The sequence below is a fragment of the Acidovorax sp. FG60 genome, assembly GCF_057808995.1.
Genome location: NZ_JBMDJC010000006.1, coordinates 74,761 through 89,657 on the forward strand (window position 1 = coordinate 74,761; position 14,897 = coordinate 89,657).

14 protein-coding genes are annotated in these 14,897 nt (G+C 59.4%); all 14 read right to left on the reverse strand.

Translation table 11 applies throughout. The features are described from left to right. Window positions 1-74 precede the first annotated feature (74 nt). On the reverse strand, window positions 75-698 hold the full coding sequence (locus tag ACODS0_RS10805) for a lytic transglycosylase domain-containing protein (protein WP_255577460.1): 624 nt from the start codon (window positions 696-698) through the stop codon (window positions 75-77). A 74-nt stretch (window positions 699-772) separates the two neighbouring features. After that, a complete protein-coding gene (locus ACODS0_RS10810; protein WP_436130295.1) occupies window positions 773-1,423 on the reverse strand; it encodes an acyltransferase in 651 nt (216 codons plus the stop codon). 2 nt (window positions 1,424-1,425) lie between these two features. Next, entirely contained in the window at window positions 1,426-2,442 is a 1,017-nt protein-coding gene (locus ACODS0_RS10815; protein ID WP_488834855.1) for a class I SAM-dependent methyltransferase, read from the reverse strand. Further along, window positions 2,439-3,338: a lysophospholipid acyltransferase family protein gene (locus ACODS0_RS10820; protein ID WP_436130297.1), complete on the reverse strand. Its 900-nt coding sequence runs from the start codon at window positions 3,336-3,338 to the stop codon at window positions 2,439-2,441. Before ACODS0_RS10820 ends, ACODS0_RS10815 begins: the two co-directional genes overlap by 4 nt. Next, window positions 3,335-4,558: an ABC transporter ATP-binding protein gene (locus ACODS0_RS10825; protein ID WP_121422246.1), complete on the reverse strand. Its 1,224-nt coding sequence runs from the start codon at window positions 4,556-4,558 to the stop codon at window positions 3,335-3,337. Before ACODS0_RS10825 ends, ACODS0_RS10820 begins: the two co-directional genes overlap by 4 nt. Before the next feature lie 4 nt (window positions 4,559-4,562). After that, the gene (locus ACODS0_RS10830; RefSeq protein ID WP_055396791.1) at window positions 4,563-5,387 is read right to left on the reverse strand and encodes an ABC transporter permease; all 825 of its coding nucleotides are present in this window, start codon (window positions 5,385-5,387) and stop codon (window positions 4,563-4,565) included. Then, complete coding sequence (locus ACODS0_RS10835) at window positions 5,384-6,304, reverse strand: NAD-dependent epimerase/dehydratase family protein (protein ID WP_121422244.1); 921 nt, start codon at window positions 6,302-6,304, stop codon at window positions 5,384-5,386. The genes ACODS0_RS10830 and ACODS0_RS10835 overlap by 4 nt, the downstream gene beginning before the upstream one ends. Further along, a complete protein-coding gene (locus tag ACODS0_RS10840) occupies window positions 6,304-7,527 on the reverse strand; it encodes a glycosyltransferase family 4 protein (protein WP_487256900.1) in 1,224 nt (407 codons plus the stop codon). The genes ACODS0_RS10835 and ACODS0_RS10840 overlap by 1 nt, the downstream gene beginning before the upstream one ends. A gap of 2 nt (window positions 7,528-7,529) precedes the next feature. Then, window positions 7,530-8,507, reverse strand: coding sequence for a glycosyltransferase family 2 protein (locus ACODS0_RS10845; protein ID WP_487256899.1), 978 nt, complete (start codon window positions 8,505-8,507; stop codon window positions 7,530-7,532). 161 nt (window positions 8,508-8,668) lie between these two features. Further along, the gene (locus tag ACODS0_RS10850) at window positions 8,669-9,562 is read right to left on the reverse strand and encodes a peptidylprolyl isomerase (RefSeq protein ID WP_487256898.1); all 894 of its coding nucleotides are present in this window, start codon (window positions 9,560-9,562) and stop codon (window positions 8,669-8,671) included. A 25-nt stretch (window positions 9,563-9,587) separates the two neighbouring features. Then, the gene (locus tag ACODS0_RS10855; RefSeq protein ID WP_488834861.1) at window positions 9,588-10,700 is read right to left on the reverse strand and encodes an FG-GAP repeat domain-containing protein; all 1,113 of its coding nucleotides are present in this window, start codon (window positions 10,698-10,700) and stop codon (window positions 9,588-9,590) included. Between the two features lie 130 nt (window positions 10,701-10,830). After that, window positions 10,831-11,778, reverse strand: a complete 948-nt coding sequence (locus tag ACODS0_RS10860; protein ID WP_121507608.1) for a hypothetical protein — start codon at window positions 11,776-11,778, stop codon at window positions 10,831-10,833. A gap of 172 nt (window positions 11,779-11,950) precedes the next feature. Continuing rightward, on the reverse strand, window positions 11,951-12,403 hold the full coding sequence (locus ACODS0_RS10865; protein WP_121507609.1) for a hypothetical protein: 453 nt from the start codon (window positions 12,401-12,403) through the stop codon (window positions 11,951-11,953). A 74-nt stretch (window positions 12,404-12,477) separates the two neighbouring features. Next, the gene (gene gspD, locus ACODS0_RS10870; protein WP_487256894.1) at window positions 12,478-14,874 is read right to left on the reverse strand and encodes a type II secretion system secretin GspD; all 2,397 of its coding nucleotides are present in this window, start codon (window positions 14,872-14,874) and stop codon (window positions 12,478-12,480) included. Between the last annotated feature and the right edge of the window lie 23 nt (window positions 14,875-14,897).

The following is a 14,897-nucleotide window of genomic DNA, read 5'->3' on the forward strand; positions in this document are numbered from 1 at the left end:
GCCGGAATCAGGCCGGCCCCTCGACAACTCCGAGGGGGCCATGGAGGGGTTCATGCGGTCAGAACCCGGGGCCACTACCGAAGCGAGCCACGGTAAAAACGCATCACCTTTTCCACGTACTGCTGCGTTTCGGGATACGGCGGGATGCGCCGACCATACTTGATCACGGCACCTTCCCCGGCGTTGTACGCCGCCAGCGCCAGTTCCTTGTCGCCATCGAACATGCGCAGCAGATCGGCCAGGTAGCGGGTGCCAATCTGCGCATTCACTTTGGGCTCCATCGCGGCATGCTCTCCGTCTGACGAAGGGCGCGCTGCAACCCCATAACGCTCAGCCGTTGCCGGCATGACCTGCATCAGCCCCAACGCACCTTTGCGCGAAACGGCTTTCACATTGAAGGCCGACTCTGCTGCCGCGACGGCAATCACAAATGCAGGGTCCAGCGACTGCGCCACCGCCGCCGCTTCCAGGTGCTGCTTGACGTCGTCATAGCCCGGAAACTGCAGTGCAGAGGGGCTGCGATCCTTGCCCTTCACCACCGAGGCGGGAGGCACACGGCTGAGCCAGATCACACCCCGCGTAGCCGCCGAAGGAGGCACATTGCCGATGTGGGTTACGCCCTCCCCATCCACAAACTCCCACACCTGGTTCGCCCAGGAGGACGGCAACCATCCCCCAACCAGAAAAACCAAGAGCATGACACCACGCATGACCGTCCCAAGCGATGGGAGGTCGTGCTCATCAGACTCCTTCCAAAACAGACTCATGGTTCTCATTTGACCTCGCGCCCTTCGCGAAAGAAACTTTTCAGCCCAGCACCGACCTGTTGCAACCAGGAGGCCGCTGCCTCGGGCTCAGGCTCCGGCCATGCATCCCCCCGCCTTGAACGGATCAGCCTGGCGGGCATACCTGCAGCTACCATGCCCGCCGGGACATCCTGTCGCACCAGCGCCCCGGCTGCCACGACCGCGCCACGGCCAATCGTCACGCCCTCTAGAACAATCGCGCCAGCACCGATCCAGGCACCGTCTTCCACAACGATTCTTGCCCGGGTGATTCGGTTGCGAGCAATCACCACATCCCCCCCATCGATGGCATGGCCGGCGGACAGCAGCTTGGCATGGGGACCAATCAGGACATCCTCACCAATCTCCAGGCCACCTTCACCCGACAGGTAGCCTCCCACATTGACGATAGTACGGGCTCCGATGCGGATACCCACGCAGGGATCTGCCACCACATCGCCCAGCACCAGCCGTGTCTGGGCATAGATACTGACCCCGTCGGCCAGGCACAAGACATCGGAGCGCTGGCCGAAACGCATGACCGAGACGGACGGGTCGATCCGACATTCGGCGCCCATGCGATCCACACCTGCGTGTGACGCCGTGAAAGCAGGAATTCCCAGCAGCATGTCCGTCATGTTCACCGGCTGTGATGCGAACCTATGAGCCTGCGCCAACGGCTGCGCCATGCGCGATCGTTCAGCTCCGCCGTCCTGGCCTGCAACGCTATTTGCGTGGTCGCAAGCTCAGACTCCACCAGTGTCTTTTCGGCCCGCAGCGAACCCACCTCTGTGCGCAACTCATTGATCTCTTGCTGGAGTTTCCCAATGAGGTCCTTGGCTTCCGCAAAGGCCTTCTGGTGCTCCAGCAACGAAGCTCGTTCGCGCTGGTGCAGCACCGTCAGTGCTTGCAACTCGTCGCGCAAGCTTTCCGCCATGCCCCGAGCCTCTTTCAGCTCCCACGTTGGAGCATCCACAGAAGGCGTGACCACCACCATCCACTGGTAGACGTCAAAGTCCTGCCACCCAGCCAACAACGCCTGGCGCTGGTCGCCCGACAGGGCGCTCCAGTAGCCGGCGAATTCGCTGCATTCAACGGGTACCCTGTTGGCTTCCCAGACCCGGGGAGCCCATCCGCAGTCCAGCAACATCTTCTCCATGCTGCGTTTGGTAAAGAAACGGACATGGGTCCTGTCCAGTTGGCCCTTGTCGGAATAGTCAAAGATGCCGCTTCGCATAGAAGCCAGCACCCCGGCATAGGCGATGTTCGGAACGGAAATCAGTAGACAGCCCATGGGAGCGACAAACTCACTCAACCGCTGCAACACATCTTCGGGCTTTCTGAGGTGTTCCAGCACATCACAAGCCATCACCGTATCAAACTGCCGACCCTTGAGCGCATCCAGCCAGTCGGTGCTGTCCAGATTTCCAGGGATGACCTCCACGTCCAGTGTCTTGAGCACTTCCAGCGCCTCGGGGTCGTTTTCCACCACCGTGACGCGATAGCCCCGAGCCAGGAGAACACGGGTCATGGCGCCAGGGCCCGGCCCAAGCTCCAAGACCGAGCCGCCATCTGGTGGTACGCGGCGCAGCAACCGAGCGGCCCACTCCTCACCATCCGGGTCGAATGCGTAGTCGTATCGCTCAATATTGGTCATGCATTTCCCTCCGCCTTTGGCGCCGGTTCGGGCTGCCACATCTGATCCCACAATCCCCACTGCCACCATGCCCAAGGCCGGGCCAGAACATCCTGCTCCAGCCGCTGGATGACTATATCGATCGCCTGCCTGGGATTTTCCGGCAATGGCTCGACGACAACCTCCAGATGGTCAGGGCGTCGGGAATAAGTCACAGCATGCAGCAACGGAACGCCCGTGGATTGCGCCAGACGCTCAATACCTGTGGGCAGACTCAGGTTGCCGCCCAGAAAAGGGTTACCACGCAAGCGGCCAAACTCAGGTCGCCATGCATCAGCCAGAATCACCCACGCTTGCCCCGCCCGCAGGCTTTCATGCACCGGGCGCAGCCCTTCACTCGTGGTGTGCCATTTTCCACCCGTCACCTCGGTATAGCCTTGAATTTTTCGCAGCAAGAAACGGCGCTGCGCAGCCTCAAGCTCCGGATTGTCCAAGACCGGCATGGTCAGAACATTGGTGGCGACACCCTCCCTCGCCAAAGCAACCGGGGCCGTCAGAAGCCGGTCATAGTGATTGAGAACCAGTATGAAGCCCTTGCCTTGGCGAGCAAGGCCTTTGGCAAACTCGGCACCTTGCAGATCAATGGTCGGCCCTCCGGAACGGCCCAGGCGGCTGAAGGCCATGGCATCCACCATCTCCTGCGCTAACATGTCCAAGTGGGCGCGAGCCCATTGCGCATGCTGCCCCCCCGTGGCTTGCGGGAAGACCCGGGCAAACAAGCTTTCGAGCCAGCGCAGCAGGTGCTCGCGCTCCGCCGCTGATTCCCGCCCTATCCGCCCGGCCAGCCGCCAGGGCAGGGTCGTAGGCAGCCGGGCAATGAAAGGGAAAAGCAGGTCCAGAGACCAGGCTCGCGTCATTCCACCAGCACCCATTCGTGTTCCAGCCAGGCAACACCAAACTCCCGGTGCTTCTGGTTCAGCACGGTAAAGGGCTGGATAAGTTCCGCCATGTCCAGCACCTGGATACCTGAATCATCCAGGACATAGACGCTCCAGAGGTATTCACCCGACAGGAGCGGCAAGCGTGGGAACCTGGCGCGAATGCGGTGGCTGCCAGTGCCCTGCAGCGGCTTACCCTCGGCACGAAACTGCGTGCTCGTGCCAAAAACGTTGTCCTTGTCCGGGCGAACAATTGCAAACAACACATGAAACGGCGCGTCCGCATAGGACTCGATCTCGATCTCTACCGACAGATCCTGAAACGAATCCACCTGCGCAGGGTTGATGCCGTCCCCCGTTTCGATCGTCAGGCCGGCGATTTTTACCAATGGCGCTCCCGACGAAGACGCCGCTGCGGGCTGCGCCGCTTCATCCTTTTTTGCAGCCTCATGGGCCTCGACGCGCAGGTGGGCATACCTGCGTCGCTCATGGGATTCGTAGGCGGTCACCACGTCCTCGGTAGCTCCGATCGCCTGCACTCGACCGCCGTGTATCCATGCCGCCCGCTGACAGAGGCTTCGTACCTGATACAGGTTGTGGGAACAGAAAAGCACCGTGGCGCCTCGCTCACGAAGCTCCAGAATGCGATTGAGGCTCTTCTTCTGGAAATGCAGGTCGCCCACGGAGAGCGCCTCATCCACGATCAAAACATCCGGATCGATGGCCGTCGCAGCGGCAAAAGCGAGCCGCATGAACATGCCCGATGAGTAGGTCTTCACCGGCCGCTCCAGCGTCTCCTTGGTCAACTCCGAGAACGCAGTGGCGCGGACAATGAAGTCCTCCATGGCGGTGCCCTCCAGCCCATGCAACGCGGCCATGAAGCGGATGTTGTCGTAGCCGGACTCCTCCGGGTGAAACCCCGCACCAAGCTCCAGCAACGCGGCAACGCGGCCTTCTTGAAACACCTGCCCACGGGTGGGACGGATGGTGCCTGCCGCGATTTTCAGCAAGGTGCTTTTGCCCGCACCGTTTTCACCGATGAGGCCAAACGTTTCGCCGGCCTGCACCTCAAAATCCACCCCGGTCAAAGCGACATGTATACGGTGGCGCTGCTTACGCGTCACCCACTCCCAAAGCCGGTCCTGCGGACGGCTGTAGACCATATAGGTCTTTTCAATGCCTTCAAAGCGGATCGTCATGGCTTTACAAGGCCTCGCCCAGTGCAGACTTCATTGAGCGGAAGAACCACCACCCCCCTCCACCCAGCAACAACACCCATACGGCCAAGGCCACGGGGGTTCCCGGCGGCACCGGCATATGCAATACAGTGCTCTGCACCATCAGGACCAGGCAAGCTACGGGGTTGAAAAGGAACCAGTTGTGGAATTTCTCCGGCACCTGGGACAGGGGGTATACGACAGGTGTCAGGTAGAACCAGAGCTGTAGTGCGAAGGCCACCATGGAGCCCACATCACGCCACAGAAAGTGGGCCATGCTCAGCAGCAACGTAAGACCAAAGGTCAGCGCAATCTGGGCCAGCACCAGAACCGGTAGCCAAGCCAGTGACGCGTAAGGCCCCACACCCTGCACCACCGACAAGACAATCAACAGCGCATAGCCAATACCCAGAACGAGCAGGCTACCTCCAACGGACACTGCGGGCAGTATCTCCGCAGGCATAGGCTGCTTGCGCAGAAAGTCCTCGTACGCCGCCAGGGACCCAACCCCACGGCCAATGGCATCGGTAAAGGGTAGCCAGACTGCAAGCCCCGCCAGAAGGTGCAGCAGATAGCCATTGTTCACGTCCAGCCCGGGCACCCGCACCGCCAGCACCAAGCCAAAAAGAACATAGAAGATAGCCAGCGTGGCGACGGGCTGAACAAAAGCCCAGGCAAAACCCAATACCGAACCGGCATAGCGCGTCTTGAACTCGCGCACCATCCAGTACCGCCAAAGCACCCACAGCTGGCGCGCATTGCGCGGCGCTGCCGATGAGACCCCAGTGGAATGGGAAACAGGGCGCGTCATGCTACCGTCCGCAACCATTCGACCGATTTGGCCACCCCGTCCTCGAAAGCCATCGTCGGCTTCCAGAACAGCTCGTTCTGGGCACGCTGAATGTCCAACACATTGACCGGTGGGTCAAAAGCACGCGCAGGGAATACACGCCGTTCTACGGCATGCCCCAACAACTGCTCCAGTGTGTGCACAATATCGTTGACGCTGTGCCCTGCACCACCGCCAATGTTGAATATCCGGGTCTCCCCCTCATGGCGCGCCGCTGCTGCGAACGCATATCCCACATCCGCAGCGTAAACAAAATCGCGCACCACGGACCCGTCCCCCCACACATCCAGCGGTTGCGCATTGAGCGCACGGTGTGCAAAAACGGCAATCACACCTTGGACCCCATGGGGTTGCTGCCACTCACCGTAGGGATTGCTCAAACGCAGAATCCGGCATGGCAGGCCATGCTGTGCCTCTTCGATGCGCAAGTGGTGCTCAATCGCCAGTTTGGTGGCGCCGTAGGCCCCCATGGGCATGGTGGGGTGGGCCTCACACAAAGGCACATACTGCGGCCGCCCGTACACCGCCCCACCGGATGACGCAAACAGCAACTTGGGGCGCGCGGCCTTTTTGCGCAATTCCTGAAGAAGGCGCAAGGTTCCCACCAGATTGGTCTGGACATCCTGGATGGGGTCCTCACTGGCCGTGGCCGGCACCGTGGAGGAAGCGAGGTGAACAATCACGTCTGCCCCCCCCACCACATCCCACCAGGAGGGCAGGTCAAAACAATCTGCCTGCACCTCTCCCGCCAGCCAGGGAGCACTACCCGCAGCCGACAATGACCGGTCTACCGACCACACCTCTGCGCCTTCCGACGCCATGGCACGCCCAATATGGCGCCCCAGAAACCCAGCACCTCCCAGAATCGCGCAACGCATCAGGAAGCCTCCACTTGCTGCTGGGTGCGCGCGTGCAGCAGGGCTGCTTCAAAGTCCTTCGCAACCATGTCCCAAGTCTGCGCCCGCGCAAACTTTTCGGCCCGCGCGCTCAAGGCATGGCGCCGTTCATCGTTTTGCAATAAGTCACAGACTGCATCCGCCAACCCCTCGGGCGAAGACTCCGCCAAAGCGGCCACGTCTTCATTGAGGAGCCATTCCACATTGGGCCCCCGATTCGAAACCACAGCACAACCCGAAGCCATCAACTCCAGGGGCAACAGCGATGCATTCGTGAGCGACAGAACCAGCGCCACATCGCACTGGCTGTAGAGATCCGGCAGATCATCGAGCGCCACGGTTCCACACCCCAGGTGTGGAAACGGAATGTGATAGCCAGCCGTGTCCCAGCCTGCCAGTACGAACTGGACGTCGGGCATTCGCTCCCACACTGCATTCAGCACCAGAAGTCCTAACTCAAACGCCCTGCGGGGCGTGGGGGGACGCGCGTAGAAGAAAACCCGGCGAATTTCCGGCTCCCTGCGCGGCAAGCGCCGGTAACGCTCTAGTTCCACTCCAAAACCTACCGGGTGGGTGGTCATGCCATATTCGTTCGCCAACTTGCTGGCCAGCCAGCCGCCCGCCGTGATCCCGAAAAATCCAAAGCTGTAAGTATTCTGTGCCAGGACCGACTCCGACCCGACGGGGTAAAAATGCGGCTCGTAGTCCTGTACAAAGTAGAGCTTGTGCTTCGCGCCCGTAAAGGCGCGTACGGTGTAGGCAGTGTCCCATCCCGTAGCAACGGAGAATTCGCACGGCGGCAGATCTTCAAGACCCAACAACACCTGCGCCTGAAGCGGAAAGAAGTGCTTCCGAATGGCCTCGCGGGCCTCCTGCGCATCGTGGTGCATGACGGGCTTGCCGATCACGATACTGGAGGTGTAGCCCATCTGCTCCAGATGCCAGATGGTGCGGAAGATGTTCAGATGGCCACCGGACCCGACATTGAAGTCAGGAATGAACCACAGCAAGGTGCCCGGCTTGGCCTCACCCGACTGGGCAGGCAAGACATAAGGCAGGGCAAAGTCGTAGTGGCGAAAGACATCCACATACCTCCCTGGGCCTTGGCGCAGGCGACGCACCACAGCACGCAGGGCGGCAAAAACGCCTTCCTTGCGCGCCATTTCTTTCACACGCCAAATCTTCTTGGACAGATTCAACGCCATGGTCAGACAGCTCCCGCACGCTGCAATTGCTCATCGCGCGACACCGAGCGCAGCAGCCAAGCGGGCAAACGGTCATGGTGCGTGCCCAGGTATTGTCCCGAAACCCTCGCCATTTCAATGAAGCCCATGTAAATCGCATTTTTACAAAGGCGCCAGCCCTGCAGCCCCCCGCTGCGCAACCAGCCAAGATCCCGCTTAGCCAAGTACAGACCAGACTTCAAAGCCTGCGCCAAGCTGTCCTGAATGCGATAGCCAAAGTAGAGATGGAATGAGCGTGCTTCGTCAAAATTGCGCTGCAACGTCTCCCACACACCGAAATCGTGCGAATGGTAGACCACCGCATCTGGCACAAAGGCCTTCGCGTGCCCCGCCTCAATGGCGCGCAGCGCCCATGTCTGGTCCTCTGCAAATGCCACTTCTGGCAAAGGCAATTGCTCCCACACCGAGCGGCGAATGCATGAATTGTTGCTGGAGAAAAAGTGCAGCCACTGGCGATAGCCAGGATCTCTGGCAAACCGGGCGGGGTCTTCAAGGCGAACCACAGATAGCTTGTCACCAAAGCCGGCAAAATGCTGACTCAGTTCGCAGTGCGTAATATGCCGCGCTTGGGGATGGGCTCGATGAGGACCAAAAGCCCCCGCGACGCCTGGCTCAGCATCGCAGCCCTGCACCATGTTGTACAGCCATTTGGGGCCCGCAGGTCGCGCGTCTTGCGTGATAAATACCAGAAACTGCCCCCTTGCCATGGAAGCCAGTAGATTGCGGGTACGGCCGTGGCCGAACTCTGCAGCAGGAATGGTCTCTACACGAACACCACGCTGCCGGGCACATTCCACAGAATTATCGGATGAACCGGAATCCACAACGATAACCTCGAATGGCCAAGGTACTTGCTGCGAGAGCACAGCATCCAGCACTTCACCCAGCAAGGGCCCTCCGTTCTTGACGGGGATCAACACGGAGGCGCGTATTTCAGTCATTGTCTAGGTGCAGCAAGGTCTCGCTCAGGATACGGCGTCATATGCCCTGCGCCTGACAGCGATTCAGGGCGACAGGCCTAGCGATCCGCAAAACCTGCCATTGTACTGTGCACCCTTTGTAATCAGCCCTGCCCGCCAACCCCCAAGGCTCCGGACGCCCGCTAATTTGCTGCAGACTGTTTCGAGAACAAGGCCCTGATCGCCGCACCATCCAAATCCACCCCGTACTTCTTGAAAAGATCCTCCCGGACTTTCTTGCTTCCCTCTTGGCGGCAGTAAGTGACTGCGCGGGTGGGCACGGAAACCGCCACATCGCCCCAGGCCAGCTGGCGGCCTTCACGTTTTTCGTCTACTTTGAAGAGATAGGCAAAATCACCCTCCCGAATCGGACCTACCATTTCACCTTGCTTGGTAGTGGCCAGCACACGCAGGACGCTAGCGTCTTCTTCAAAAAGGGTAACCCAACCCAGATCGCCCTGGGCATCAAGCTTGTACACGGATTCCGCCTGCTTGGCCAAATCGTCAAACGATTTCGCACCGGAGGCCACTGCCTGGGCTTGCTTCATCAACCATGCCGCTGCGGGCTCACCCTCAAGGGACTCAGAAGCCGGGAGAATCACGCGACTCAACCGCGCCATGGGAGGCACCCTGAAAGCCTGGGGATGATCCTGGAAGAACTGGCGAGCGGCAGTTTCGTCCGCCGGAGGCTTGCAGGCTGGCGCGAGCTTGGTATACACAGCCTGGGCATAAACATCATCAAAACGCTGCGCCTCCTTGCCCTCTTCTCGGGGCTGGCCCATTGCAGCACCTTCCAGCGCTAATGCCCGGACCAAGGCCATTTCCCGCAAGGTGGTTTGCACACCCCAGACGTTCCGGCTGGTGGAGCGCAAATCCACTCGACGATCCAAATACACGGACAAATCAGCCTTGGTAATGGTTTCACCATTGGCAAAGCGCACCAGCGCCTCCGCTGCCCCAGCCGTAGAGACTGCGACTGTCAGAGCAACAGCAACAAAAGCGCGGGGCCAATTCAAGTTCTGCGAAAAATGACTCATAGCAATATTTAAGAAGAACACACACTCAAAGGCGCTCAGCCGCACGGTCCCACAGCGGGCCGTAAATTACATCCACCACGGTATCCACCGAGTTGAGCACTACCAGATCACGTTCACCATCACCATCCAGGTCAATCAGCTGCAAGCCGGTAGAGAACCCACTGGTCTTCAACCACCGTGTTTCAAGCACCTTGGCGTCGGCATCAAGACGCTGCAGATAAAGCTTTGCATCTTCACCCCAAACCACAAGATCGTCGGACAACGGCGCTACCGAAACACTGCCGGTCAGAGGGGACTGGATCCATTGGAGTTCCCCGCTTTGCATGTTGATGCGGGCGTTGCGCGAACCCGTCTCTAACGACACATACAGCCAATGGCCTGACGGTGACGGCCGGGCCTGGCGTGCGATGGCAGCAAAGCTTGCGAGAACACGCGGTGTTGCCAGCAAATCCGCATCAGACACAACCACTACCTTGCGATCATCCAAACACGCCACCGCAATACCCCCCCCTTGTGTGCCAGGAAGTTTGCTCACGCGCACTGGATGCCACGGAGCCTCGCACCAGCGGGTTTTTTTTGACGTAGCGGCCTGGCGATTGTCCTCATGCCAGTCGATCCACGACACTTCCTTACCGCTGTAAGGCGTCGCCAGGAATTTGTACTGCCCTTGCGAGGCGTTGACCAGAATCACATCTCGCGGCGCAAAACCCACCACCGCCTGGTGGACACGCACCATGCGCTCACCCTCAATGCGGAAGATATCCAGACTACCTGTGGTCTCCACCGCCGCTGCAACCAAGCTGTCTGACAACCAGATCGCAGAATCTGGGTGATACGCCACCGTTTGGCGATCCAACAGACGCGAGACTCTGCCGTCAATTTTGTGCAACGCCACCTTCCCTTCCTCATGCTCAATCAGCACGAGGCGGCAACCCATGGCAGTGGAACAACGCGCCTCCCCCCCCCACACCATGGGGGCTTCGATCTTGATACGGTCACCCCCACCTTGGGGCACCTGTACGGCCGGGGATGCTGCAGCCCCAGCACCTGCGACTGGCTGCATCTGACAACCCGCAATCATCACCAGGCACGCCACCACACCGAACCAGCGAAAGTGAACAGAACGAGACAATTTCATGAAAACTCCACAAGCAAAAAAAATGGCGCCAGTTTGGCGCCATTTTTTTTGGCAACACCCCAAAGGGTATTGCCAAGTTTTATTTCTTTTGTTGCATGCAGCACCGAAGTGCCACATGCACTAAGAAATATTAGTTGTGCGAACCGAGAACCGATTGCACAGCACCGAAAGCAGGTGCGCTGATCAGGCTGTACGTGAACACGGAACCGCCCAGGGAGAACAGCGACTGACCAGAAGTACCTGGATAGTCAGCTGGCTCAGCAGCCACGGGAGCCCACTCGATGAAACCATCGGTGAAGTTGGCAGGACGACCAGGGATGGTTTCTGGGTTGAAGAACGACAGTTCGGCTTCAGCCAGAGCGAAGTTCACCGACTTACGGTTTTGAGCCGCGTCGTACATGTTGACCGTGTGGGTGCCGCGTTGGTCACCAGTCGACCACACCACAATGCGGGTTTCCAGACCAGCATTCAGAGCGGCGTCAACTGCATAGCGCATGCTGAAAGCAGGCGTAGCCGAAGGACCAGCCGTCACAGCACGTGCACCAGCAACAGACAGCAGGTTCAATGGACCCAGGGTCGTCAGGTCAGAGCCAGTAGCCAGGGTCAGAGGACCGTCGATGACTGGAACGAATGCCACGTCTTGTGCAGTGGTGTTCACTTGGAAAGCATTGGCACCAATAGCGCCCGTGCCCATGCCAGCAGCGGCGTTAGCCACATTGCAAGCGCCAGCAGCGGTGGTGGAAGCAGTGTTAGCACCCACAGCGAACACCAGGTAACCGCGGGTACCAGCCAAGCCGGTGCCGGATTGTTGCGACCAGATGAAGGGCTCGTAGTCCTTGTTGGTCAGAGGGAAGCAACCGTCGGTCACGTGGTTGGAGTTCGCATCAAAGAACGTCCAGAACACAGGCACAACGTTACCGGTTTGGTTGATGATACCCACAGCGGTGGTATCGGTGTCGCCGTTGTGGATCACGTTAGGAACCACGAAACCATTGCTGAACGTACCCACGGTGTACGCCTGCGCCACACCAGCACTCAGCGCAGCGGCTGCAACGGCTGCCATTGCAAATTTTTTCATCTTCTCAGTCCTTAGATAATTGAAGGAAGCTTTCCCACCCTGTGCGGGATCTGCAACCCATCCGTACTCCGTTTGGGTTGATGCAATCTTATACTGATACCTTTGATTTTTTCAACCTATTTCCACGAGAAACCCACTGCATGCTCGTTTGTTGCACTCAAACAACGAAGTATCACTGGGCTGTTGGAAACATGACACTACGGCGCTGCACATGGTGCCACACGCCATCGATGCGGCGCCATTCGTCTTCGGCGACAGCCTCTTGCTTTTTCACGCGCAGCAATGGCAACGAGTAGCGCATCCACACATTGACCAGTGCGCGGTCGCCTTCAATGCTGCGTACGCCACGGACCTCTACGGCGTCAAAGGCAATGCCACCACGCTTGAGGTAGGCCTCGAGCGTTGCATTCGGGTCTTTGGACAGCTCCTCATAGGCCCAAGCGCCTACACGGTCATTTTTCTGAATGAGCCCCCAATACGCTTTTGCGCGCGTTAGAAGTGCTGCTTGGTCATCTTCAGCCGACACCACTGCGCCACCTGTGGCGGCACAGCCCACCAGCACCGCCAAAACCGCAGGCGCTGCCAAGGTCGCGACGAGATGACGACGGGTAACAGGTTTTGTCATGTAAAGAATCTCCTGATTGACTATCTATATATGGGATACGCCACGCTGGCTAGGGCCATAGCAGCCAGGCGCAGTCAGCGCGAAGGTTGCAACTGGGCATCTGGGGGGCGGAAACTCATGGGTTGGGCCTGCAAAGACAAGGAGCGCATGCGTTCGCGCATCTCCGCACTGGCCGAACGCAATTGGTCATCGTCCTCCAAGGCTCGGGGCGTCATTAGGACTAGCAGCTCCGTGCGGTTGCGGTCATTTTTCGTATTTGAAAACAAGGCTCCCAACAATGGGACGTCTGCAAGCCCCGGCAAACCGGCACGGCTGTTGGTATCATTTTCACGGATCAACCCACCCAGAACGATGGACTCGCCGGAACGCACTGCGACACGCGTTTGTATTTGCCGGGTCTGAAAGGACCTCTGACTTGTCACAACGTCCCTCTCACCCACATCTGTGACTTGCTGAGAGATATCCATAGAGATCAACCCCCCGGCATTGACAGATGGCGTTACGGAGAGCAGCACCCCTGTGTCTTTATATGTAATGGACTGAGTAATGAAATTACTGCCCGTAGCGGCCGCCGTTGAAGTCAGAATGGGTTGTTGCTGTCCGACCTGAATGTTGGCGGTGTGATTGTTCAAAACCAAGATCGATGGACTGGACAACAACCGCACCTGCGATTTTGTGGAAACGGCGTTCAGCGTGGCGCGAACCACATCCGCCTTGCTGATGGTGTACGAAAAACCAGGCACTTTGGGGCCTATCCCGCTAGTGTCGAGGTCCAAAAGCGCCCCACCTTGACGCCCCCTGCTAAGACCGTTTTGCAAGTACCACTCAACGCCATATTCCAGGTTGCCCGTGAGGCTCACCTCCACGATGCTGGCCTCAATCAACACCTGCATTGGAGCCCTATCCAGCTCGCGCAATGCCTGCTCGATGCGGCGGTATTCGGTGCGCGGCGCGCGAATCAGGAGTGCATTGCGCTTCTCGTCCGCAACCACACGCACGTTGCCATCCAGTTGACTCGTTGACGTAAGGGATGTGTTGTTCGAAGAAGTTCTGTTTCCGCCAGCACCCAGCGCTGCGTTCATAGGACTACTGCCAGTGCCAGTGCCGGAACTGCTGCTATTGCCATAGAGGCCGCTGGAACTGCCCGTATTGCCAGTGCTGCCCGTACCCAGACCGGAGCCCCCCGCCCCCCGTGAGAACTGCGTGGGCGCCGAGCCCGCCGCGACACCACCCGAGCCGGTTTGCCCGGACTGCCCGCCAAAAAGGCCATTGAGCATTTCCGCCAGCTGCAATGCCGACCCGTTTTGCACCGGATACACAAACAGGCTGGCCTCCAGCGTATCGGTGGGACGGTCCAGGCGACGGATCCAGGTTTCCACTTGGGCCAATAAATGACTGCGCGGCGTGACCACCACCAGGGCATTCAGGCGCTCAACGGGAAAGACGCGAATCAAGCCACCCAAAGGGGTCGCCATCTGGGCGCCGGCACCGCTGGCACCACCAGTTGCGGCCGCACCACCTGCAGCAGCACCCGACGTGCTAGGCGCCCCCCCCGCAGGTGCGGCACCAGCCCCCCCATAGGGATCGGAGGATTTGTCGGAGCCTAGCATCGCCTGCAGGGCATCCCGTACCACGTTGACGTTGGCGTTTTCCAACACGAACACACCCAGCGACATGCCAGAGAGAAAGTCCACGTCGAACGCTTCCACCATTTCCAGCCAACCACCCAACTGGGCCTTGCTGCCCTGCAGCACCAGCAGGTTGCGCAGGGAGTCCACGTAGACGATGGCCTCACGGGGTGCGATAGGCGCCAGAATCTTGGCCATCTCGGCCGCTGCAATGTGGTTCAAGGGAACGATAACCGTCCCGGCACCCGACAGATCCTTGAATTTGGACGCCCCCACCACCGGGCGCGCGCCCACGGTAACGGTACGCTTGGTCACATGGTAGACCCCCGCGTTGTCACGGACGATGGCCAAGTCGTGGGGCAACAACACCGCATCCAGCACATCCAGAACCTGACTGCGCAGCAGCGGCTGGCGCGTATGCAGACTCACCACCGTTTCGCCACCAGCGTCGATGGTGTAGTTGAGCTTGAGCAGGTCTCCTAGCAACGCTGTAGCCAAGTTGCTGACAGTGACATTCTCGAAATTGAGTGCCACCTTGTCGCCCTTGGCAAGCACGGGATCGATCGCAGGCGCCTTGTCGCGCTTGAAAAACTGGTCGTTGCCAGGATAAAGCTTGGTGCTGGAAGAAGCATTCTTTTGCGCCTGCTCCTTGGGCGCTGACGCTGCCGGTGCAGGGCCTGGCGCCACTGGCGCAGCCGCAGCTGCAACAGGCTGCGATGGCCCCGGTGCTCCGCCAACTGCGACCTTGGAGTCCGCAACTCCGGACGCCGCAGGACCTCCCTGCGTGCTGGCACAGCCTGCCGCCAGCAATGCGAGCAAGAGGATGGATGGCCGAATATTCATAGAGATAGCTCCAATATTGGGGT

What these genes read in the sequence shown, in the direction of transcription:
- ACODS0_RS10805 (WP_255577460.1), bottom strand. Translation starts at nt 698, where the DNA reads ATGCTCTTGGTTTTTCTGGTTGGGGGATGGTTGCCGTCCTCCTGGGCG.
- ACODS0_RS10810 (WP_436130295.1), bottom strand. Translation starts at nt 1,423, where the DNA reads ATGACGGACATGCTGCTGGGAATTCCTGCTTTCACGGCGTCACACGCA.
- ACODS0_RS10815 (WP_488834855.1), bottom strand. Translation starts at nt 2,442, where the DNA reads ATGACCAATATTGAGCGATACGACTACGCATTCGACCCGGATGGTGAG.
- ACODS0_RS10820 (WP_436130297.1), bottom strand. Translation starts at nt 3,338, where the DNA reads ATGACGCGAGCCTGGTCTCTGGACCTGCTTTTCCCTTTCATTGCCCGG.
- ACODS0_RS10825 (WP_121422246.1), bottom strand. Translation starts at nt 4,558, where the DNA reads ATGACGATCCGCTTTGAAGGCATTGAAAAGACCTATATGGTCTACAGC.
- ACODS0_RS10830 (WP_055396791.1), bottom strand. Translation starts at nt 5,387, where the DNA reads ATGACGCGCCCTGTTTCCCATTCCACTGGGGTCTCATCGGCAGCGCCG.
- ACODS0_RS10835 (WP_121422244.1), bottom strand. Translation starts at nt 6,304, where the DNA reads ATGCGTTGCGCGATTCTGGGAGGTGCTGGGTTTCTGGGGCGCCATATT.
- ACODS0_RS10840 (WP_487256900.1), bottom strand. Translation starts at nt 7,527, where the DNA reads ATGGCGTTGAATCTGTCCAAGAAGATTTGGCGTGTGAAAGAAATGGCG.
- ACODS0_RS10845 (WP_487256899.1), bottom strand. Translation starts at nt 8,507, where the DNA reads ATGACTGAAATACGCGCCTCCGTGTTGATCCCCGTCAAGAACGGAGGG.
- ACODS0_RS10850 (WP_487256898.1), bottom strand. Translation starts at nt 9,562, where the DNA reads ATGAGTCATTTTTCGCAGAACTTGAATTGGCCCCGCGCTTTTGTTGCT.
- ACODS0_RS10855 (WP_488834861.1), bottom strand. Translation starts at nt 10,700, where the DNA reads ATGAAATTGTCTCGTTCTGTTCACTTTCGCTGGTTCGGTGTGGTGGCG.
- ACODS0_RS10860 (WP_121507608.1), bottom strand. Translation starts at nt 11,778, where the DNA reads ATGAAAAAATTTGCAATGGCAGCCGTTGCAGCCGCTGCGCTGAGTGCT.
- ACODS0_RS10865 (WP_121507609.1), bottom strand. Translation starts at nt 12,403, where the DNA reads ATGACAAAACCTGTTACCCGTCGTCATCTCGTCGCGACCTTGGCAGCG.
- gspD (WP_487256894.1), bottom strand. Translation starts at nt 14,874, where the DNA reads ATGAATATTCGGCCATCCATCCTCTTGCTCGCATTGCTGGCGGCAGGC.